The sequence below is a fragment of the Leptotrichia sp. OH3620_COT-345 genome (genome assembly GCF_003932895.1).
GTDB lineage: Bacteria > Fusobacteriota > Fusobacteriia > Fusobacteriales > Leptotrichiaceae > Pseudoleptotrichia.
This window is the reverse complement of the sequence record NZ_RQYW01000025.1, coordinates 1-18,471: the sequence shown is the minus strand read 5'-3', so window position 1 is coordinate 18,471 and position 18,471 is coordinate 1. Positions and strand designations below refer to the sequence as shown.

At 31.1% G+C, this 18,471-nt stretch carries 33 protein-coding genes and 1 pseudogene; all 34 read left to right on the top strand.

Annotated elements, in window-relative coordinates:
* The coding region (locus EII29_RS10740) for a hypothetical protein (RefSeq protein ID WP_199726032.1) at positions 1-94 on the top strand (94 nt) is incomplete at its 5' end.
* Between the two features lie 27 nt (positions 95-121).
* A complete protein-coding gene (rpsJ, locus tag EII29_RS10735; RefSeq protein WP_026738301.1) occupies positions 122-427 on the top strand; it encodes a 30S ribosomal protein S10 in 306 nt (101 codons plus the stop codon).
* 146 nt (positions 428-573) lie between these two features.
* Positions 574-1,200, top strand: coding sequence for a 50S ribosomal protein L3 (gene rplC / locus EII29_RS10730; RefSeq protein ID WP_125237523.1), 627 nt, complete (start codon positions 574-576; stop codon positions 1,198-1,200).
* Between the two features lie 25 nt (positions 1,201-1,225).
* On the top strand, positions 1,226-1,870 hold the full coding sequence (gene rplD, locus EII29_RS10725; protein ID WP_125237522.1) for a 50S ribosomal protein L4: 645 nt from the start codon (positions 1,226-1,228) through the stop codon (positions 1,868-1,870).
* Complete coding sequence (gene rplW / locus EII29_RS10720; RefSeq protein WP_125237521.1) at positions 1,870-2,160, top strand: 50S ribosomal protein L23; 291 nt, start codon at positions 1,870-1,872, stop codon at positions 2,158-2,160. Before rplD ends, rplW begins: the two co-directional genes overlap by 1 nt.
* 128 nt (positions 2,161-2,288) lie before the next feature.
* Entirely contained in the window at positions 2,289-3,116 is an 828-nt protein-coding gene (rplB, locus tag EII29_RS10715; RefSeq protein ID WP_125237520.1) for a 50S ribosomal protein L2, read from the top strand.
* A 129-nt stretch (positions 3,117-3,245) separates the two neighbouring features.
* A complete protein-coding gene (gene rpsS, locus EII29_RS10710; RefSeq protein ID WP_125237519.1) occupies positions 3,246-3,524 on the top strand; it encodes a 30S ribosomal protein S19 in 279 nt (92 codons plus the stop codon).
* Positions 3,525-3,579: 55 nt separating this feature from the next.
* A complete protein-coding gene (gene rplV / locus EII29_RS10705) occupies positions 3,580-3,915 on the top strand; it encodes a 50S ribosomal protein L22 (protein WP_125237518.1) in 336 nt (111 codons plus the stop codon).
* A 21-nt stretch (positions 3,916-3,936) separates the two neighbouring features.
* On the top strand, positions 3,937-4,593 hold the full coding sequence (rpsC, locus tag EII29_RS10700) for a 30S ribosomal protein S3 (protein WP_125237517.1): 657 nt from the start codon (positions 3,937-3,939) through the stop codon (positions 4,591-4,593).
* Positions 4,593-5,018: a 50S ribosomal protein L16 gene (gene rplP, locus EII29_RS10695; protein ID WP_125237516.1), complete on the top strand. Its 426-nt coding sequence runs from the start codon at positions 4,593-4,595 to the stop codon at positions 5,016-5,018. Before rpsC ends, rplP begins: the two co-directional genes overlap by 1 nt.
* Positions 5,018-5,212, top strand: a complete 195-nt coding sequence (gene rpmC / locus EII29_RS10690) for a 50S ribosomal protein L29 (RefSeq protein ID WP_006807220.1) — start codon at positions 5,018-5,020, stop codon at positions 5,210-5,212. Before rplP ends, rpmC begins: the two co-directional genes overlap by 1 nt.
* Positions 5,213-5,224: 12 nt before the next feature.
* Positions 5,225-5,485 (top strand): 30S ribosomal protein S17, encoded by a 261-nt coding sequence (gene rpsQ / locus EII29_RS10685; RefSeq protein ID WP_026738298.1) that lies wholly within the window; start codon positions 5,225-5,227, stop codon positions 5,483-5,485.
* Between the two features lie 30 nt (positions 5,486-5,515).
* Positions 5,516-5,884 carry a 50S ribosomal protein L14 gene (rplN, locus tag EII29_RS10680; RefSeq protein WP_006807196.1) on the top strand — a complete coding sequence of 123 codons (369 nt, stop codon included), beginning with the start codon at positions 5,516-5,518 and terminating at the stop codon, positions 5,882-5,884.
* Between the two features lie 19 nt (positions 5,885-5,903).
* A complete protein-coding gene (gene rplX, locus EII29_RS10675; protein WP_125237515.1) occupies positions 5,904-6,293 on the top strand; it encodes a 50S ribosomal protein L24 in 390 nt (129 codons plus the stop codon).
* A 39-nt stretch (positions 6,294-6,332) separates the two neighbouring features.
* Entirely contained in the window at positions 6,333-6,872 is a 540-nt protein-coding gene (rplE, locus tag EII29_RS10670; RefSeq protein WP_199726076.1) for a 50S ribosomal protein L5, read from the top strand.
* Positions 6,873-6,902: 30 nt separating this feature from the next.
* A complete protein-coding gene (gene rpsN, locus EII29_RS10665) occupies positions 6,903-7,190 on the top strand; it encodes a 30S ribosomal protein S14 (protein WP_125237513.1) in 288 nt (95 codons plus the stop codon).
* 21 nt (positions 7,191-7,211) lie between these two features.
* Positions 7,212-7,607, top strand: a complete 396-nt coding sequence (rpsH, locus tag EII29_RS10660) for a 30S ribosomal protein S8 (RefSeq protein ID WP_125237512.1) — start codon at positions 7,212-7,214, stop codon at positions 7,605-7,607.
* Between the two features lie 31 nt (positions 7,608-7,638).
* Positions 7,639-8,172, top strand: coding sequence for a 50S ribosomal protein L6 (gene rplF / locus EII29_RS10655; protein WP_125237511.1), 534 nt, complete (start codon positions 7,639-7,641; stop codon positions 8,170-8,172).
* Positions 8,173-8,185: 13 nt separating this feature from the next.
* A complete protein-coding gene (gene rplR / locus EII29_RS10650) occupies positions 8,186-8,548 on the top strand; it encodes a 50S ribosomal protein L18 (RefSeq protein ID WP_125237510.1) in 363 nt (120 codons plus the stop codon).
* A gap of 18 nt (positions 8,549-8,566) precedes the next feature.
* Complete coding sequence (gene rpsE, locus EII29_RS10645; RefSeq protein ID WP_125237509.1) at positions 8,567-9,070, top strand: 30S ribosomal protein S5; 504 nt, start codon at positions 8,567-8,569, stop codon at positions 9,068-9,070.
* A gap of 20 nt (positions 9,071-9,090) precedes the next feature.
* Positions 9,091-9,270 (top strand): 50S ribosomal protein L30, encoded by a 180-nt coding sequence (gene rpmD / locus EII29_RS10640; protein WP_125237508.1) that lies wholly within the window; start codon positions 9,091-9,093, stop codon positions 9,268-9,270.
* A gap of 5 nt (positions 9,271-9,275) precedes the next feature.
* Positions 9,276-9,890, top strand: a complete 615-nt coding sequence (rplO, locus tag EII29_RS10635; RefSeq protein WP_125237507.1) for a 50S ribosomal protein L15 — start codon at positions 9,276-9,278, stop codon at positions 9,888-9,890.
* A gap of 43 nt (positions 9,891-9,933) precedes the next feature.
* A complete protein-coding gene (gene secY, locus EII29_RS10630) occupies positions 9,934-11,235 on the top strand; it encodes a preprotein translocase subunit SecY (protein WP_125237506.1) in 1,302 nt (433 codons plus the stop codon).
* A gap of 281 nt (positions 11,236-11,516) precedes the next feature.
* Positions 11,517-11,720, top strand: a complete 204-nt coding sequence (locus tag EII29_RS10625; RefSeq protein WP_125237505.1) for a hypothetical protein — start codon at positions 11,517-11,519, stop codon at positions 11,718-11,720.
* On the top strand, positions 11,708-12,178 hold the full coding sequence (locus EII29_RS10620) for a CPBP family intramembrane glutamic endopeptidase (protein ID WP_125237504.1): 471 nt from the start codon (positions 11,708-11,710) through the stop codon (positions 12,176-12,178). Before EII29_RS10625 ends, EII29_RS10620 begins: the two co-directional genes overlap by 13 nt.
* Complete coding sequence (locus EII29_RS10615) at positions 12,171-12,716, top strand: CPBP family intramembrane glutamic endopeptidase (RefSeq protein ID WP_125237503.1); 546 nt, start codon at positions 12,171-12,173, stop codon at positions 12,714-12,716. The genes EII29_RS10620 and EII29_RS10615 overlap by 8 nt, the downstream gene beginning before the upstream one ends.
* Before the next feature lie 347 nt (positions 12,717-13,063).
* On the top strand, positions 13,064-13,315 hold the full coding sequence (locus EII29_RS10610) for a hypothetical protein (RefSeq protein ID WP_125237502.1): 252 nt from the start codon (positions 13,064-13,066) through the stop codon (positions 13,313-13,315).
* 47 nt (positions 13,316-13,362) lie between these two features.
* Positions 13,363-13,569 carry a hypothetical protein gene (locus EII29_RS10605; protein WP_125237501.1) on the top strand — a complete coding sequence of 69 codons (207 nt, stop codon included), beginning with the start codon at positions 13,363-13,365 and terminating at the stop codon, positions 13,567-13,569.
* On the top strand, positions 13,544-14,164 hold the full coding sequence (locus tag EII29_RS10600) for a hypothetical protein (RefSeq protein ID WP_158612522.1): 621 nt from the start codon (positions 13,544-13,546) through the stop codon (positions 14,162-14,164). The genes EII29_RS10605 and EII29_RS10600 overlap by 26 nt, the downstream gene beginning before the upstream one ends.
* Positions 14,165-14,265: 101 nt before the next feature.
* The gene (locus tag EII29_RS12185) at positions 14,266-14,442 is read left to right on the top strand and encodes a hypothetical protein (RefSeq protein WP_158612521.1); all 177 of its coding nucleotides are present in this window, start codon (positions 14,266-14,268) and stop codon (positions 14,440-14,442) included.
* Between the two features lie 700 nt (positions 14,443-15,142).
* On the top strand, positions 15,143-15,661 hold the full coding sequence (locus tag EII29_RS10595; protein WP_125237499.1) for a small multi-drug export protein: 519 nt from the start codon (positions 15,143-15,145) through the stop codon (positions 15,659-15,661).
* 150 nt (positions 15,662-15,811) lie between these two features.
* Positions 15,812-16,531 (top strand): annotated as a pseudogene (locus tag EII29_RS10590) (sirohydrochlorin cobaltochelatase).
* Positions 16,532-16,556: 25 nt separating this feature from the next.
* A complete protein-coding gene (locus EII29_RS10585; protein ID WP_199726075.1) occupies positions 16,557-17,285 on the top strand; it encodes a bifunctional 2-polyprenyl-6-hydroxyphenol methylase/3-demethylubiquinol 3-O-methyltransferase UbiG in 729 nt (242 codons plus the stop codon).
* 311 nt (positions 17,286-17,596) lie between these two features.
* A complete protein-coding gene (locus EII29_RS10580) occupies positions 17,597-17,854 on the top strand; it encodes a PspC domain-containing protein (protein ID WP_125237498.1) in 258 nt (85 codons plus the stop codon).
* Positions 17,855-18,471: the final 617 nt, after the last annotated feature.

Here is an 18,471-nt window from a genome sequence, read left to right as displayed (position 1 = left end):
ACATCCTATTGCGATGGAAGAAGGACTGAGATTTGCCATAAGAGAAGGTGGAAGAACAGTAGCTTCAGGAGTTGTTGCTACTATCGTTAAGTAATAAAGTCAAAAATTAGGAGGAAGAACTTTGGATAAATTAAGAATATATCTTCAATCTTACGATCATAAATTATTAGACCAGTCTGCAAAAAAAATAGCTGAAGTAGTAAAGAAAAACGGTTCGGAATTAGCCGGACCTCTTCCTTTACCTACAAAAACTAAAAAATATACAGTTTTAAGATCGGTTCATGTAAATAAAGATTCAAGAGAACAATTTGAAATGAGAATACACAGAAGATTTGTTGAAATTAAAAATTCAAGTCAGCAGATTATAGCAGCGTTAAGTTCATTGAACTTGCCGTCAGGTGTAGGAATAGAAATTAAGCAATTATAAGCTTAGTACATGTTGATATTATCCATTCTTTCCTTTGTATTATTACATCTAAGTAAGACTCTGAAAATAAGGAATAGAAAATGTGGATAGAGATAATAAATTTTCATTTGGATAAGGATCAACCAATATATTAAGGAGGCTAAAAAATGATATTAGGAAAAAAAATCGGAATGACACAGATTTTCGAAAATGAAAAATTAATACCGGTTACAGTAATCGAAGCCGGACCGAACTTTGTAGTTCAGAAAAAATCTGAAGAAAAAGACGGGTATAATGCTGTAACATTAGCATATGACGAGAAGAAAGAAAAAAATACTATAAAAGCTGAAATGGGATTATTTAAGAAAGCAGGAATTACTCCTAAAAAATTCCTTAAAGAATTTAAAGTTACAGAATTGGAAGCATTTGAGTTGGGACAGGAATTTAAAGTTGATGTTTTGGAAGGAATCGAATTTGTTGATGTTGTAGGAACTTCAAAAGGTAAAGGCACAGCAGGAGTTATGAAGAGACATAACTTCGGAGGAAACAGAGCTTCTCACGGGGTTTCAAGAAATCACAGACTTGGAGGTTCCAATGCAGGAGGAGCTGCCTCAAACAGTAATGTGCCTAAAGGTAAGAAAATGGCAGGAAGACTTGGAAACGAACAAGTAACTGTACAGAATCTGAAAGTAGTTAAATTTGATACGGAAAATAACCTGCTACTTGTAAAAGGTGCTGTTCCGGGACCTAAAAACGGTTATGTAATTATTAAAAAATCAGTTAAAAAGTACTAATATAAGGGAAAGAGAGGAGGACAAAATGCCAGTTTTAAATACATATAAATTAGACGGTTCAAAAGCGGGAACTGTTGAATTAAAAGATGAAATATTCGGAATTGAACCGAATAAAGCCGTTATGCATGAAGTATTAGTTGCAGAGTTGGCAGGAGCAAGAGAAGGAAATGCTTCTACAAAAACAAGAGCTGAAGTAAGAGGTGGAGGAAGAAAACCTTTCAGACAAAAAGGAACAGGTAGAGCAAGACAAGGTTCTACAAGAGCTCCGCATATGGTAGGCGGTGGAGTTGTTCACGGGCCTAAACCGAGAGATTATACTAAAAAAGTAAATAAAAAAGTTAGAAGATTAGCTTTAAGATCGGCATTAGCCGTAAAAATAAATAATGGAGATTTAATAGTGTTGGATGATTTCACATTAGATGTGCCGAAAACAAAAACTTTTGTGAATTTTGCAAAAGTGTTAAACTTTGCAGGAGAAAAACAGCTGTTTGTTGCTGATTACAATGAAGATACATTTAATAGAGATGTTAATCTTGACTATTCAGTAAGAAATATTGAAAAAGTTACTTCACTGGATTCAAGAAGCCTCAGTATTTTCTGGTTAATAAAGCAGGATAAAGTAGTTGTGACTAAAGAAGCTCTTGCAACTATTGAGGAGGTGCTGGCATAATGCATATTACTGATATTATAAAAAAACCTGTTGTAAATACTGAAAAAGCAAGAATTTTAATGGAAAAAAACGAATATGTATTCATAGTGGACAGAAGAGCTAATAAACTTCAAATAAGAGAAGCTGTGGAAAAACTGTTCAATGTAAAAGTTGCAGGAGTGAATACTCTGAACATTAAACCGAAAATGGAAAGATTCAGAATGTCCATGTATAAAACATCTGCTATAAAAAAAGCGATAGTCAAGTTACAAGACGGAGAAAAAATAGCAGCTTATGAAGAAAATGTATAATTAACAGAAATCAAGAAGTAGACTAAAATTATTAAAAATGTGTTTGAAATTTGATAAAATAAAAAGTACTGTATTGTTATAAAAACTGTTTAAAAAGTTAAATAGAAAGAAGCGGAGGTAAAAAAGTTATGCCAATTAAGAAATTAAAGCCGATAACTAGTGGGACAAGGCATATGTCGATATTAGTTAATCATGAGTTAGATAAAGTCAGACCTGAAAAATCACTGACGGAACCTTTAGGATCATCATATGGAATCGATAATTATGGTCACAGAACAGGAAGAAACAGACATAAAGGACATAAAAGACTTTACAGAGTAATCGATTGGAAAAGAAATAAAATAGGAGTTCCTGCAAAAGTTGCCACTCTTGAATATGATCCGAACAGAACAGCTAATATTGCTTTATTACATTATGTTGACGGAGAAAAAAGATACATTCTGGCACCGAACGGATTGAAAAAAGGAGATACAGTTTTAGCCGGAGAAGGTGCTGAAATTAAACCGGGAAATGCACTGAAATTGAAAGATTTACCGATAGGTACTGTAATACATAACGTTGAGTTATTACCGGGTAAAGGAGGACAGTTGGCAAGATCGGCAGGAACATCTGCAAGACTTGTTGCCAAAGAGGGGACTTACTGTCACGTTGAATTACCTTCAGGAGAGCTGAGACTGATACACAAAGAATGTATGGCTACAATAGGAGCAGTAGGAAATTCGGAACATTCACTGGTATCGCTCGGAAAAGCCGGGAGAAACAGACATTTAGGAAGAAAACCTCATGTAAGAGGATCTGTAATGAACCCTGTGGATCACCCTCATGGAGGAGGGGAAGGAAGATCTCCAATCGGAAGAAAATCACCTGTTACACCTTGGGGGAAACCGACTCTCGGTAAGAAAACAAGAGGTAAAAAACTTAGTGATAAATTCATTGTCAGAAAAAGAAAGAAATAGTATAACGGCAGTGAAACATAAAAATGTTGCCTGACACATCTTTAATAGGAATATTAAATGATGTGTACCGGTAAACATACAATATTCGATTAATATAATGATACAAAATAATGAAATAAGGAGGAAAGAATGGCTCGTTCATTAAAAAAAGGACCTTTTGTTGATGCTTACTTATTAAAGAAAATAGAGGCAATGGGAGAAAAGAAACAGGTTATAAAAACATGGTCCAGAAGATCTACTATATTCCCTCAATTTATCGGACATACTTTTGCTGTATATAATGGGAAAAAACACATTCCTGTATATGTAACAGAAGAAATGGTCGGACATAAATTAGGTGAATTTGCACCGACAAGAACTTTCTACGGACATGGAAAAGATGCGAAAAAAGATGCAAAAAGAAAATAAATAATTATGGAAAATTAAAAAGCGGAACATAAAGTAAATGAAAGGAGGCCTTTAAATGGCAGTAGTAGCTAAATTACGTTATCAAAGATTAAGCCCTCAAAAAGCAAGACTTGTAGCTGATGTGGTCAGAGGACAAAATGCTTTACAGGCACTGAACGTATTGAGATTTACAAATAAAAAGGCGGCAAAATATATAGAAAAAACATTAAAATCGGCAATTGCAAATGCTGAACATAATTTCAAAATGGATCCTGATAAATTATTTATTTCCAAAATATTAATTGACAAAGGACCTGTATTAAAGAGAATAAATCCGAGAGCAATGGGAAGAGCAGATGTTATAAGAAAGCCAACTGCACACATTACTGTGGAAGTTGACGAAAGAAACTAATCAATATAAGGAGGTAAGTCTGTGGGACAAAAAGTAGATCCTAGGGGAATCAGAATAGGAATAATTAAATCATGGGATTCTAAATGGTTTGCCGAGGGGAAAGATTACTTAAATAATTTTCATGAAGATATAAAAGTAAAAGAATATATTAAAAAAAATTACTATCATGCAGGAATTTCTACTATTCAAATAGAAAGAACTTCTCCTACTGATATAACTATAATAATAGAAACAGGTAAAGCGGGAATTTTGATTGGAAGAAAAGGTCAGGAAATAGAAGCTTTAAAAGTAAATCTGGAAAAACTGACAGGGAAAAAAGTACAGGTTAAAGTACAGGAAATCAAAAATCCTAATAAAAATGCCCAACTTATAGCTGAAAGCATTGCAACAGCAATTGAAAAGAGGGTTGCTTATAAAAGAGCGGTTCAACAGGCTATTCAGAGAGCTGAAAAATCAGGAGTAAAGGGAATAAAAGTAATGGTATCCGGAAGACTTAATGGTGCCGAGATAGCCAGAAGTGAATGGACACTTTCAGGAAGAGTACCGTTACATACTTTAAGAGCGGATGTGGATTATGCAACAGCAACAGCACACACTACATACGGTGCATTAGGGCTGAAAGTATGGATATTCAATGGTGAGGTGCTTCCAACTAAAAAGGAAGGAGGAAATGACTAATGTTAATACCTAAAAGAACAAAATACAGAAAACAGTTCAGAGGAAAAATAGGCGGTATAGCTACTAAAGGAAATAAAGTTGATTTTGGAGAATTTGGACTTGCTGCTAAAGAATTCGGATGGATAACATCAAGACAGATAGAAGCGTGCAGGGTAACTATAAATAGAACATTTAAAAGAGAAGGGAAAATCTGGATTAGAATATTTCCTGATAAGCCTTATACAAAAAGACCTGAAGGAACAAGAATGGGTAAAGGTAAAGGTAATGCTGAAGGTTGGGTAGCAGTAGTGAAAAAAGGAAAAATAATGTTTGAAGTTGGCGGAGTATCAGAAGAAAAAGCTAAAGAAGCATTAAGAAAAGCCGGACATAAACTACCTATAAAAGTAAAATTCGTAAGAAAAGAAGAAGCGGGTGGTGATAAGTAATGACAGCAAATGAAATAAGAGAATTATCATTGGATGAATTAGATACACAAGTAAAGGAACTAAAACAGGAATTGTTTAATTTAAAATTTCAAAAAACTCTTGGACAATTACACAACACTACTAAAATAAAGCAGGTTAAAAGAGATATTGCAAGAATGAAAACAATAATAACTGAGAAAAAGACTGTGAAATAGGAGGGTTCGTCAGTGGAAAATAAAAGAAACGAAAGAAAAGTCAGAGAAGGAATAGTTGTTTCGGATAAAATGGATAAAACTGTAGTTGTTCTTGAAGAAACAATGAAATTACACAAACTTTACAAAAAAAGGGTTAAAACTTCTAAAAAATATAAGGCACACGATGAAAATAACGAATGCGGTATCGGTGATAAAGTCCAGATTATGGAAACAAGACCGCTAAGTAAAGATAAAAGATGGAGAGTCGTGACTATTTTAGAAAAAGCAAAATAGTATAGTAAATTTGAGAGGAGGAAATTTTAAATGGTTCAACAGCAAACGATGCTTAATGTTGCTGATAATACAGGTGCAAAAAAAATAATGGTTATCAGAGTATTAGGCGGATCAAGAAGAAGATTCGGAAAAATCGGTGATATCGTTGTAGCCTCTGTAAAAGAAGCTATTCCTAACGGAAATGTGAAAAAAGGAGATGTCGTTAAAGCCGTAATAGTAAGAACTAGAAAAGAACTTAAAAGACCGGACGGATCATATATAAAATTTGATGACAATGCAGCAGTTATATTAAACTCAAACTTGGAAATAAGAGGTACGAGAATTTTTGGACCTGTGGCAAGAGAATTAAGGGCAAAAAACTTTATGAAAATAGTATCTCTAGCACCGGAAGTATTATAGGAAGGAGGGTTTACGAAAAATGGCTAAACCAAAAACAAAATCAATACCCAATAAATTACATGTTAAAACCGGAGATACGGTTATTGTAATAAGCGGAAGATCAAAAGATTTGCCGAGAAATGATAAAGCAGGTCAGGATCAAACAGGAGATAAAGGAAAAATCGGAAAAGTTTTAAAAGTATATCCAAGAACGGGTAAAATCGTTGTAGAAGGTGTGAATATTCAAAAAAGACATATTAAGCCTAATGCAATGAACCCACAAGGGGAAGTTGTAGAAAAAGAAATGCCGATTTTTTCATCAAAAGTAATGCTTTGGGATGAAAAAGCAAAGAAAAGAACAAGAGTCAGATATGAAATCAGAGATAATAAAAAAGTAAGAATATCGGTAGTTTCCGGTAATGAAATATAGGATATAGAGAGGAGGAGACTTTAATTGGCTGAAAAATATATTCCAAGATTACAGAAAGAATATAAACAGGAAATAGTTCCTGCATTAATGAAAGATTTAGATATAAAAAATATAATGCAAGTTCCAAAAGTTGAAAAAATAATAGTGAATATGGGAATTGGAGAAGCTACAACCAATCCTAAATTAATAGAAACTGCAATTAAAGAATTAGCGCAGATAACAGGACAACAGCCTGTTGCAAGAGCTGCAAAAAAATCCGAAGCAGGATTTAAATTAAGAGAAGGTCAGAAAATAGGAGCAAAAGTGACATTGAGAAAAGAAAAAATGTATGAATTCCTTGATAGACTTATAAGCATTACATTGCCGAGAGTAAGAGATTTTGAAGGAGTTTCTCCTAAAGGATTTGACGGTAGAGGTAATTATACATTAGGAATTAAAGAACAAATCGTTTTTCCGGAAATCGAAATTGATAAAGTTGATAAAATATTTGGAATGGGGATTACAATAGTAACAACTGCGAAAAACGATGAAGAAGGAAGAGCATTATTGAAAGCATTCGGAATGCCCTTTGCGAAATAGTTCTATTTTGAAGGAGGTGTAATTTAATAAATGGCTAAGAAAGCAATGGTTGAAAGAAACTTAAAAAGAGAAAAAACAGTTGATAAATATGCGGCAAAAAGAGCTGAATTAAAAGAAAGAGCTAGAAAAGGCGATAGAGAAGCTATAGCTGAACTGGCAACATTACCGAGAAACGCATCACCTACAAGAGTAAGAAACAGATGCCAATTAAACGGAAGACCGAGAGGATTTATGAGAGAATTCGGTATTTCAAGAGTAATGTTCAGACAGTTGGCAGGAGAGGGAGCAATCCCGGGAGTAAAAAAATCAAGCTGGTAATTTTGAGAGGAGGACAAATAAATGCATTTAACAGATCCTATTGCTGATATGCTTACGAGAATAAGAAACGGAAATATTGCAAAACATTCTGAAGTTAAAATACCGTTTTCCAAAATAAAAGAAAGCATGGCAGATATACTAAAAAATGAAGGATATATAGTTAGTTACGAAGTAAAAGAAGAAGGAACTAAAAAAGATATATTAGTAACTTTAAAATATATGGATGGAGATGCTGTAATTAAAGGTTTGAAAAGAATTTCAAAACCGGGAAGAAGAGTATACACATCTGTTGAAAATTTACCTAAAGTATTGGGTGGATTAGGAATTGCCATTGTCTCTACACCAAAAGGTGTTATTACGGACAAGGAATGCAGAAAGCATAATGTTGGTGGAGAAGTTCTCTGCTACGTGTGGTAATTTACGCATTTTATAATATAGGAGGAGAGTCATGTCAAGAATAGGTAGAAAACCTATATCTATACCTGCAGGTGTAGAAATTAAACAAGATGGAAATAAATTTACTGTAAAAGGACCTAAAGGCGAACTGGAAAGAGAACTTTGCAGTGAAATAAAAGTAAACATAAAAGATGGAGAAATAACATTTGAAAGACCTAATGATTTACCCCATATTAGAGCTCTTCACGGAACAACAAGAGCAAACTTGAATAATATGGTAACGGGAGTAAGCGAAGGATTTGCGATTAAATTGGAATTGATCGGAGTAGGATACAGAGTACAAGCTAACGGTAAAGGACTTACTTTGGCATTGGGATATTCTCATCCTGTTGAAATTGAAGCGGTTGACGGAGTTACTTTTAAAGTTGAAGGAAATAATAAAATAACTGTAGAAGGAATCGATAAACAATTAGTTGGACAAATTGCCGCAAACATCAGAGCAAAAAGACCTCCTGAACCTTATAAAGGAAAAGGAGTTAAGTATGCTGATGAAGTAATCAGAAGAAAAGAAGGTAAGAAAGGATAGGAGGTAGATTTTAGTGATTAAGAAACTCGACAGAAATAAATTAAGAGAAAAAAAGCATAGAAGCATAAGAAATAAAATCGTTGGAACTGCTGAAAGACCTAGACTTTCTGTGTATAGAAGCTTGAAAAACATATTTGTTCAGATAATTGACGACAATACAGGAGCAACGTTAGTTTCCGCTTCAACAATAGAAAAAGGAGCTAAAGCTGAAAATGGTGGAAATATTGAAGCGGCAAAAAAAGTCGGTGAAGCAATAGCGAAAAAAGCGTTGGAAAAAGGAATAAATACTGTAGTATTTGATAGAAGCGGATATGTTTACACAGGAAGAGTAAAAGCACTTGCAGACGCTGCAAGAGAAGCAGGATTAAAATTCTAAAGAGAAGGAGGATTTATTTTGGCCAGAGATAGAGAAGTAAAAGCGAATGAATATAAAGAAAGTCTTTTAAGAATAAGCAGAGTTTCCAAAACTGTTAAAGGAGGAAGAAGAATATCCTTTTCAGTGTTGGCAGCGGTTGGAGATGAAAAAGGAAAAGTAGGTATCGGTCTCGGAAAAGCTAACGGTGTACCTGATGCTATAAAAAAAGCAATAGCTAATGCAAAGAAAAATATGATAAATGTAGCATTAAAAGGTGGAACTTTACCTCATGAACAGCTTGGAAAATACAATGCAACAAGTGTATTATTAAAACCGGCTTCAAAAGGTACGGGAGTTATCGCAGGATCCGCAACGAGAGAACTTCTGGAATTAGCAGGAGTAACTGACGTACTTACAAAAATAAGAGGATCAAAAAATAAAGATAATGTTGCAAGAGCGACTTTGGATGGATTAAGACAATTAAGATCAATTGAAGAAGTTGCAAGACTTAGAGGAAAATCAGTTGAAGAAATTTTAGGATAATAGGTTAGGAGGTAAAATTAATGTCTAAAGTAAAAGTAACACTTATTAAAGGAATTAATGGAAGAAAACCTAATCATATTGATACTGTTAAATCACTTGGTTTAAGAAAAATAAGCCAGAGTGTAATTCATAACAAAACAGCAGATATAGAAGGAAAAATAAAATTAGTTTCTTATTTACTTAAAGTAGAGGAGGTTTAGAATAAATGAATCTTAACGAATTAAAACCTGCCGAAGGATCAAAAAGAGAAAGAAGAAGAATAGGTAGAGGTCATGGAACCGGCTGGGGAAAAACAGCGGGAAAAGGACATAACGGACAGAAACAGAGATCCGGAACATATGTATCACCTGTATTTGAAGGTGGACAGATGCCTATAATAAGAAGAGTGCCTAAAAGAGGGTTCTCAAATTCGGCATTTAAAAAAGATACAGTAATAGTGTCATTGCTTAGTATTACAGAAAAATTCAATGACGGAGATACAGTAACTCTTGAAACATTAGTAGAAAACGGAGTAATCAAAAATCCTAAATTCATTACTAAATATTCAGATACTGCATTAAGAGCAATAAAAGGGAAAAAAGCTGTAAAAGAATATTTGAATGAAAATGTTGAATCCTATGTTAAAGAAAAAGATTTTTCAAGTATTCTGAAAATAATAGGAAATGCTGAAGTTAACAAGAAATTAACTGTAAAAGCACATAAAATTTCCACTGCGGCAAAAGAACTTATAGAAAAGGCAGGAGGAAGTGTAGAAATACTTGAAGTAAAATCATACTCTTCAAAAGCCGGAAATAATAAAAAAGAAGATGAGAATAAGTAAGATTTAATCTTGCTTTTTCTTCATTATATGAGGAGTGGTAGAATTGACTTTAACTGAAGCAATAGTAAATAGAATACAGTCTATATTCAAAATACCTGAATTGAAAAAAAGAGTGGCTTTTACATTAGTAATGTTTGCAGTAGCCAGAGTAGGTATTCATATTGCCGTTCCCGGACTTAATATGGGATTGTTCAAAAACTTTCAGAATAATGCCATAGCAGGATTTTTAAATCTGTTTTCAGGAGGGGCTGTTCAGAGAGCTTCCATTTTCTCTTTAGGGATAATTCCTTACATTAATGCCTCCATCGTATTTCAACTTTTAGGAGTAATATTCCCTAAAATAGATGAAATGCAGAAAGAAGGAGGAAAAGAAAGAGACAAGATTACTCAATGGACAAGATATGTTACAATAGTATTGGCGATCATACAGTCATTCGGTATATCCATAACACTTATGAACCAGCCCGGAATGGTTCTTGAGCCGGGGATGAGATTTATTATAAGTACGGTAACTTTAATGACAGGAGGAACTGCATTTCTTATGTGGATTTCAGAAAGAATTTCCATAAGAGGAATAGGAAACGGTTCATCAATGTTGATTTTTTTAGGAATAGTTGCAAATCTTCCACAGGTAACTCAGCAAATGGTAACAAGCTTAAAAGGTGGAATGGGATATGTACTTATAGGATTGTCTGTACTGTTGTTTGTGGCAATAATAGCATTAATGGTAATTATACAGCTTGCTGAAAGAAGAATTCCTATCCAGTATGCAGGAAAAGGAAGTTTAGGTTTTGGAGGAGGTCAGAGTTCTGTCGGAAGAAGAACTTACTTACCTTTAAAAATAAATACGGCAGGAGTTATGCCGATAATATTTGCATCGGTACTCATGGCGGCACCGCCGTTTGTAGTGCAAATATTGAAAGCTAATGCATGGTGGCAAAATCAGTTTTCACAGACAGGATTTTTATATTTACTTTTATTTGCATTCCTTATTATAGTGTTTTCATTTTTCTACACATTGACTATCGCTTTTGATCCTGATAAAGTGGCAGAAGATTTGAAACAGAGCGGAGGAACAATACCGACAGTCAGAGCGGGAAAAGAAACAGCTGACTATTTGGAAAGAGTTATTACGAGAATTACTTTTGGAAGTGCAATTTTCCTTGCATTGTTAGGAATTTTTCCGAATATATGGTTCGGATATGTACTTCATATACCTGTGCTGCTCGGAGGAACGAGCTTGCTTATCCTTGTGGGAGTGGCAGTTGAGTTGATACAGCAAATAGATTCATATTTGGCTGTTAAGAAAATGAAAGGCTTTATAGGAACTAAAAAACATAGATAAAATGGAGCTTAAGGGCTTCATTTTTTTGTTGAAAAATTTATAAATATAAAAATAAACAAAATAAATGTTAGATTGCATAGTGAAATTATATTTTACATTTTATAAAATTTATGCTAAGGTAAATTTAATACGATACTGTCTTGTCTAATTAGAGTAAAATCTGCGAAAATTTACTAAAATATAAAAATTGAATAACGATTAAATAAAAAGTTAATATACATAATATTTTAAAATTTTAAATGATATTTTTAGATATAGGCTGCTAGGAAAAGGGAATTAAAATGAATATTATAAAAAAGTATAAAAATTACATATGGACAGGAATTTTTACTATAGTTACAGCTTTGGTATTTTCAACGGCAGATTTAATGACTGATGAAATTAAGTTGCTTGAAACATTGTCTTTGTTAGGTTCAGATAGGATTTCGCATTTCGTCATTTTACAGGATACAGATATTTTCAGTTTCCTATTATGGAAGAAATGATATTTAGAGAGATAATTTTTAATTTTCTGAAAAGAAAGACAAAGTATGCTAATATAATACAGGCAACTTTATCAGCATTTTTTCATTTTTATTTTGTAAAAGATATATTTAAACTTATATACAGAATTGAAGAAAATTTATATTCAGACTGGCTTATTATTTTTATTCCAAGTTTTTTCATGGGGCTTACTTACGGATATTTAAAAGAAAAAACGGGAAAAATTGATGTGGCTATATTTTTTCACATTCTTTATTCATTTTCTTTTTATTATTTAAGTAGTTTTTATATAAAAATTTCTTCAGGTTTTATGGAAAAAATATCAAAGATGAGATTAACAGGATATAATACTGTAATTTATTCTTTTACTTTTATTTTTGTGATATGGTTTATAGTCCTAATAATGATAATATTTAAAAGAAACCGGATATTTGATAAGCCGGAGGGAAAAAATGGATAAAAAAATATTTAGAAAACATATGATATATATAACTCTTAATGAAGTAAGTCTTTCATTTATAATAGCCTTAATACATTTTCTTTTAAATATGACTTTCCTGAAAAAATATTATGCTCCTTTACCTCCTATGAAACATGAGATAATGTTGGCAATTATAGTTGCTCCCATTGCAGAAGAAGTAATATTCAGAAAGTGGATATTTAAATTTTTAAAAAAAAGAACGAAATATTATAATTTTATACAGGCAACACTTTTTTCTTTATGGCATTATAATTTTTTTCAAAGGATTTATGCGTTTATACTTGGAATATTTTTTGGAAATATAATACGTAAATATGAAAAAATATGGATTACAATTATTTTCCATTCTTTTTATAATCTTTTAAGTATTTATCTTAGAGGATATTATTTTCTTTTTATTGAAAATATATTTGGAACGCGAAATTTATTGACTTTCTTCGTATTATACGTTCCTTCCATTATTTTTTTCATATGGACCCTGAAAAAACTCGGATATGATATGTATAAATTATGGTAAACTTAAAAATATCAACTTTTAATAAGAATAAAAAGCTGTCTTATCATTAGTTGATTTTTTGTTATTATTTTTTTAAAAAGAAACAAATATTTCTTATTATAAATTTTATTCTTAATATCATGTTTATTCATTTTATTTTTTAAATTAAAATAGTTTTATTAATATTCCAATTATTTTTTTAAAAAAATTCTAAAAAAATAGATTTTAACCTTATAAATTCTTTATTTATAAGGTTTTTTGAAAAATTGACAATAAAGAGAAATTTATGATATATATAAATTATAAAAGTAAAAATTTTCAAAAAATGATATAGTTAAAAAAATTGGATATAGAAAAGAGGAAAAATTATGAATTCAGAGAAAAAAGAAATGATGGAAGAAAAGATTATAAATTCAAGAAGACTCAAACCTACGGCTAAGGAAAAGGAAATCGTAAGAGAAAAGATAAAAAAGGCATTTGAAGGAATGGGGATGAGCAGTGGACAGACGAAATTAACGGGTTCGCCTAAAAAATCTGTAATTAAGAAAACTAAGTCGCCAAGAGAAAATAGTTTATTAAATAATCCCAATATAATAATGGATGAGAAAAAAAAGCAGTAAGAGAAAAAATAAGAAAAGAATTTGAAGGAGCACCTGATTTAACTAAAATGCTTGAAACTGCAACTAAGGAAAAAGACAGAAATGAAACAAAGAAAATATTAGAACAGCAGGAAAAAAGGCAGAAGCAGAAAACTTTTCTGGAAATGATATCAGGAATGAAACTGAGCGAGGGAACAATATCAAACAGAGTAAAAATGTCCGATAAAGGAATTTATGAAAATTTTAAAAATGAATTGGCAAAAGAACAGATTTAAAGTAGGAAGTACTTTTAAAATGGGAAGGGAATCGAAAGAAGAAGAATTTAAAATACTCGGAATAAAAGAAACAGGCTCCGGAGTAAAAGCTGTAATTCTCGGAAATGAAAAAACAAAAGAAGTTGAGATTATTTTTGAAGGAAGTAGTCCCGGACTTTTTGAAATAGCAAAGAATCCTAAAGCTTGGGCATGTGACTGGGGTAATAATTACATAAATTTGGATTCACCTAAACGGAAAGGAATAAAATCAAGTTTTGGAGCTCTCTCAGCTGTTAATCCTTTACTAAGCTTGAGCTCAAATGTAGCATTAACAGGTTTTGAAGGAATAACTGAAAAATGTAGTAAAGGAAGTGAAGATGGAACTCCGAAAAGTTATGAAGAGGCTTTGAGAATTGCCGGAGAAGTACAGAATGAATATAAAAACGGGAAAGGCGGATATAGCAGAGGATTAACAAGAGTAAGCGGACATTCAAAAGGAGGAGGAGAAGCAATATACGCAGCTTCTCATTTGAATTTGGAAGCAATAGCAACGGACCCGGCACACCTGTCAATCATCCGGGAAGATATCTTTATAACAATAAGATTCTTACGGTAATTCCCAATAACGGTAAAGCACTGTTAAATGAGACAAGACGAAATTCAGCCGGAGTTTTAAATTCCTTACCGAAAGCAGGAATAATAGGAATAGGAACAAAAATGAAAAATTTACCGGCAATTACAGTGAAAGCTTTTAAAGATGAAAAAAAAGGAGGAAAACTTGATATTCATAAAACAGATCTTGACAGTGTAAAAAAAGCTGAAAATGAAATATTAAAACATATAAAGTTCAATAGTCAAATTATAAAAGGAGAAAGAAATGTGCGAAACAGATAAGAAAAGATTTATATTATCTAAGAAATCTATATTGTTAATAATTATTTTACTTAAATCATTTACATTTTATTTTCTGTAATATTCGCACATTTCACAAAAAGAAAGTTTTTTGACTATTACAATTTCTATTATTTACTCATTTTTATTTATAATGGCTAAAAAAGTCTATCCTTTAAAATAGCGACAAGAATTAAAAGTATAAAAAGAAGTATAAAAGTAACACAGTTGTTAAGAATTAAAGAACCTTATTTTTTAGTTAAGTCCGTTTCTGAGAAATTATTTTTAAAAACGGAATAGCTCCGATCATTCCACAAATTCCTGTTAAAAAATTAAAAAAACTGAAAGAAGCTAATCCTAGCGGCTCAATTATATTAAAAGTCATTACAATAGGAATGGATATTTTATACCAAAAGAAAAAATGGATCTTAGATTGATTCTCCAACACTTCGTTGTATTTATCAATAATATCCAAAAATCATTTCCTTTTTTTAATGCTCATATTTAAAACTTTTGTTACATTCTCTTATGTTATAACAATTTCTTTTTCGATTTTTTATAATTGTAACTTTATTAAATGAAAAAAGCAATACAATAAATTCCATTGAAAGAAGTCTGCCGTCGTGCTATAATACCGTAAATTGAACGAAAAAGAAAGGAGAAATACAGATTCTGTAGATAAGTACAGAGTATGTATAACAACATGAAAAAAATAGCACAGTCAATAATAACATTTATAATTGGAATATTCGGAGCAAATGTAGGAAAAGTAATAGGAATACTGTTTATATCAATGCTTCCTGTAATAGAGTTGAGAGGAAGTATTCCTGTAGGATATTCTCTCGGACTTCCGTGGCATATAAATATAATAACATCAATTATCGGAAATATGCTACCGGTTCCTTTTATATTATTATTTGTAGTGAAAGTATTTGGCTTTATGAAGAAACATAATATAATGACAAATCTAATTTATAAACTTGAAAAGAGAGCTTTCAGCAGAAGTGAGAGTGTAGCAAATAAAGAATTTTTAGGGTTATTGCTTTTTGTAGCAATTCCTTTTCCGGGGACAGGAGCATGGACAGGAGCATTAATAGCGGCACTTCTTCAGCTTGACAGGAAAAAATCCTTTTTTACGATATTTCTTGGAGTAGTATTGGCAGCAAGTGTAGTGACTTTAGGGGTATATGGAATATTTGATTTTGTAAAAGATATAATATAAATAAAAAAAAGCAATTGAAAATATTCGCATAACGGAATGAAAACGGTAAGAGGAAGTAAGAAAATGAATAATACAATATGACTGATAATAAAAAAACTATTCAAAAAAATAAAAGAATATTTCAAAGGAAAAGGACATAAAGGAATATTAGTGACAAGTTTCGGTACATCTTACAAAGATGCAAAAGAAAAATCACTTGAAATCATTGAAAATGAGACAAGGAAAAAATATGGAACTGAAAGAGTGGAAAAAGCCTATACTTCAGGAATTATAAAAAAATAATAGAAAAAAAAGAAGGGATTCATATATAATCAGGAAGAAGGATTGGAAACTTTGAAAAACAAAGGTTATTCAGAAATTATAACAATGTCTTTACATATTTTAAGCGGAATAGAGTATTCAAAACTAAGTGATAAATATGGAAAAGTTACAGAACCTCTTCTGACAGAAAAGAAAGATTATGATAGAACAGTCAATAATGAGGAATTTAACAATACTGAAGGAAGTGAAGCGATTGTATTTATGGGGCATGGTTCTGAAAGTGCGGCAGACAGTACTTATGAGAAATTACAGAAAGAATATATTAAAGCGGGAAAAGACAATATTTTCATAGCTACTGTTGAAGGGCAGGTAACGATTGAAGATGTTATTAAAAAGTTGAAGGAGACAAATTATAAAAAAATGTTACTAAAACCTTTTATGATAGTTGCAGGAGATCATGCTAAAAATGATATGGCATCAGATGAAAAAGGTTCATGGAAAACATTGCCTCAAAATGAAGGTTATGAAGTAACCGTTTTGTTGAAAGGAATGGGGGAATATCAGTTTATCCGTGATATGTTTATGGGAAAGCTGGAAAAAGCATTATAAAACTGCGTTTATAAGGAGTATTTTTATGCCTAAGGAAACTGAAAATGAAATAAAGATGAAAAAATTTTATAATACAATATCTGAGAAATATGATTTTATTTTTCCATTGTCCTCTTTACAGAAAAAATTTATGGATGAAGAAGTAAAAGGAGAGTTTATCTTGGATGTAGGAGCCGCTACGGGAAATTTATCAGAGTATCTGATTGAAAAAAAATATAAGGTTTTATCTATTGATATTAATGAAAAACTTATAAACAAAGCTGTGGAAAAAGGAATTCCCGTAATTGGTGTCAATATGCTTGAAATAGATATGTTACATAAATTTGATACAATAATAAATATAGGGAATACATTACCTCATTTAAAAAATAAAGATGAAATTCGTGATTTTCTTAAAAAAGCATTTGACAGTCTTACAAATAAAGGGAAAATAATAATACAGCTTGTGAATTTCAATAAATTTCTGTTACAGAAAGATGAAAATAATTTTTTAGGAATTTTACCTTTAATTGAAAATAAAAATGTAAAATTTGAACGTTTTTATTATTTGAATAAGGAAAATAATATAATTTTTAAAACAGTTCTTGACAATACAGTCAAAAACGAAGAAATACTTGTAAATATAAACTATAATGAATTGAAGAAATATTTCGACAAAACGGGTTTTAAAAATGTAAAAGTTTATGGAGGATTTGACAAATCCGAATTCAGTTTTGAAAAATCCCTTTATCTTGTTATGACGGCTGAAAAATAAGTCGAAAACAGTATAGAATTTAATTAAAATATAATTGATTTTTTGAAGAAAATCAGATTCAAAAATATAAATTTAATAGAAATATAAAGAATTGGAAGCATCAAAAAATGAATGAAAAATTAACAAAATAAAGCTATATAATTTGAGAATTTGAATAAAATATAATATATAATTAAAAAAATAAAATTTAAAAATAATGATACTCACGGATTTATTGACATTCAAGTAATATTATAATATACTTTAATTATGAACCAATTTAATTACAGTTATAAATTAAATAGAAATAATCAAATTCAGGAGGGAATTTTATGAAAAAAAGACTTTATAAATCAAGAACGGATAAAAAATTGACAGGTGTGTGTGGGGGAATAGGAAAATATTTCGGAATAGATCCGACTTTTATCAGAATAGCCTGGGTAGTATTTTGTTTAGCAGGAGGTTCAGGAGTATTTGCATATATAATAGCTGCTGTTGTAATGCCTGAAGAGCCTATTGAAGATATTAAGGAGCAGAAAATTGAAAATATAGAAAATATAATAGAAGCCGAGAAAGTGGAAGAACAGTAAAAATTAACACAGAAAAGCTCTAAATAATATAATTTTTTCTGTTAAACAGTTGATGGTTGGAATTAGATTGAAAAAAAAAAAATGGGAAAATAGATGCTCCTACTATTAATAATACGAATTTTAACTTTTTCCAAAATCGGAAACAAAGATGAGAAGAAAATTTTATAAATATAACAAAGCTGTCAGATGAATATTATGAATACAATCAAAAAGAATTTGAAGAGAATTTAGGTTGTCCGACAATAGGATATTATTAATTATTTATAAAATGGGGAAGGAAATTAATAGTAAAATATTATTAACAAAGTATTTTTTAAATTAGCCGGAACAAGTGGATCTATCAAAGAACAAACAGGAAAATATCCGTCATTGTCACTAAGGAAATTTCCGGAAAAATATTACGGAACAGAATGTAAATACCTTGTAAAGAAATTTTTTGCGACATAAAAAATAAAGAATATTTCTTTTATGGGGACAGTATATGTCCTCATGAAAGAAAATAATCAACTTTAAATAATGCATATACATTTCAATATTCTCACAACCGATGTTGTCTAACCTTTTCGACAGTACTCAAAAATTTCAGATATTTTCTTTAAAAATATAGTTGAAAATTT

Bases quoted from the DNA above. Each gene is read 5' to 3' on its own strand.
- EII29_RS10600 (WP_158612522.1), top strand. From the start codon at position 13,544: ATGAATTGGCAAAAGAACAGATTTAAAGTAGGAAGTACTTTTAAAATG.
- EII29_RS10620 (WP_125237504.1), top strand. From the start codon at position 11,708: ATGGAAGAAATGATATTTAGAGAGATAATTTTTAATTTTCTGAAAAGA.
- rpsH (WP_125237512.1), top strand. From the start codon at position 7,212: ATGCATTTAACAGATCCTATTGCTGATATGCTTACGAGAATAAGAAAC.
- EII29_RS10605 (WP_125237501.1), top strand. From the start codon at position 13,363: ATGCTTGAAACTGCAACTAAGGAAAAAGACAGAAATGAAACAAAGAAA.
- rplP (WP_125237516.1), top strand. From the start codon at position 4,593: ATGTTAATACCTAAAAGAACAAAATACAGAAAACAGTTCAGAGGAAAA.
- rpmD (WP_125237508.1), top strand. From the start codon at position 9,091: ATGTCTAAAGTAAAAGTAACACTTATTAAAGGAATTAATGGAAGAAAA.
- rpsN (WP_125237513.1), top strand. From the start codon at position 6,903: ATGGCTAAGAAAGCAATGGTTGAAAGAAACTTAAAAAGAGAAAAAACA.
- rplN (WP_006807196.1), top strand. From the start codon at position 5,516: ATGGTTCAACAGCAAACGATGCTTAATGTTGCTGATAATACAGGTGCA.
- EII29_RS10585 (WP_199726075.1), top strand. From the start codon at position 16,557: ATGCCTAAGGAAACTGAAAATGAAATAAAGATGAAAAAATTTTATAAT.
- rplW (WP_125237521.1), top strand. From the start codon at position 1,870: ATGCATATTACTGATATTATAAAAAAACCTGTTGTAAATACTGAAAAA.
- rplX (WP_125237515.1), top strand. From the start codon at position 5,904: ATGGCTAAACCAAAAACAAAATCAATACCCAATAAATTACATGTTAAA.
- EII29_RS10610 (WP_125237502.1), top strand. From the start codon at position 13,064: ATGAATTCAGAGAAAAAAGAAATGATGGAAGAAAAGATTATAAATTCA.
- EII29_RS12185 (WP_158612521.1), top strand. From the start codon at position 14,266: ATGAAAAATTTACCGGCAATTACAGTGAAAGCTTTTAAAGATGAAAAA.
- EII29_RS10615 (WP_125237503.1), top strand. From the start codon at position 12,171: ATGGATAAAAAAATATTTAGAAAACATATGATATATATAACTCTTAAT.
- rplO (WP_125237507.1), top strand. From the start codon at position 9,276: ATGAATCTTAACGAATTAAAACCTGCCGAAGGATCAAAAAGAGAAAGA.
- rpsS (WP_125237519.1), top strand. From the start codon at position 3,246: ATGGCTCGTTCATTAAAAAAAGGACCTTTTGTTGATGCTTACTTATTA.
- rplF (WP_125237511.1), top strand. From the start codon at position 7,639: ATGTCAAGAATAGGTAGAAAACCTATATCTATACCTGCAGGTGTAGAA.
- rpmC (WP_006807220.1), top strand. From the start codon at position 5,018: ATGACAGCAAATGAAATAAGAGAATTATCATTGGATGAATTAGATACA.
- rplD (WP_125237522.1), top strand. From the start codon at position 1,226: ATGCCAGTTTTAAATACATATAAATTAGACGGTTCAAAAGCGGGAACT.
- rplB (WP_125237520.1), top strand. From the start codon at position 2,289: ATGCCAATTAAGAAATTAAAGCCGATAACTAGTGGGACAAGGCATATG.
- EII29_RS10595 (WP_125237499.1), top strand. From the start codon at position 15,143: ATGAAAAAAATAGCACAGTCAATAATAACATTTATAATTGGAATATTC.
- rplV (WP_125237518.1), top strand. From the start codon at position 3,580: ATGGCAGTAGTAGCTAAATTACGTTATCAAAGATTAAGCCCTCAAAAA.
- EII29_RS10580 (WP_125237498.1), top strand. From the start codon at position 17,597: ATGAAAAAAAGACTTTATAAATCAAGAACGGATAAAAAATTGACAGGT.
- rplC (WP_125237523.1), top strand. From the start codon at position 574: ATGATATTAGGAAAAAAAATCGGAATGACACAGATTTTCGAAAATGAA.
- EII29_RS10625 (WP_125237505.1), top strand. From the start codon at position 11,517: ATGAATATTATAAAAAAGTATAAAAATTACATATGGACAGGAATTTTT.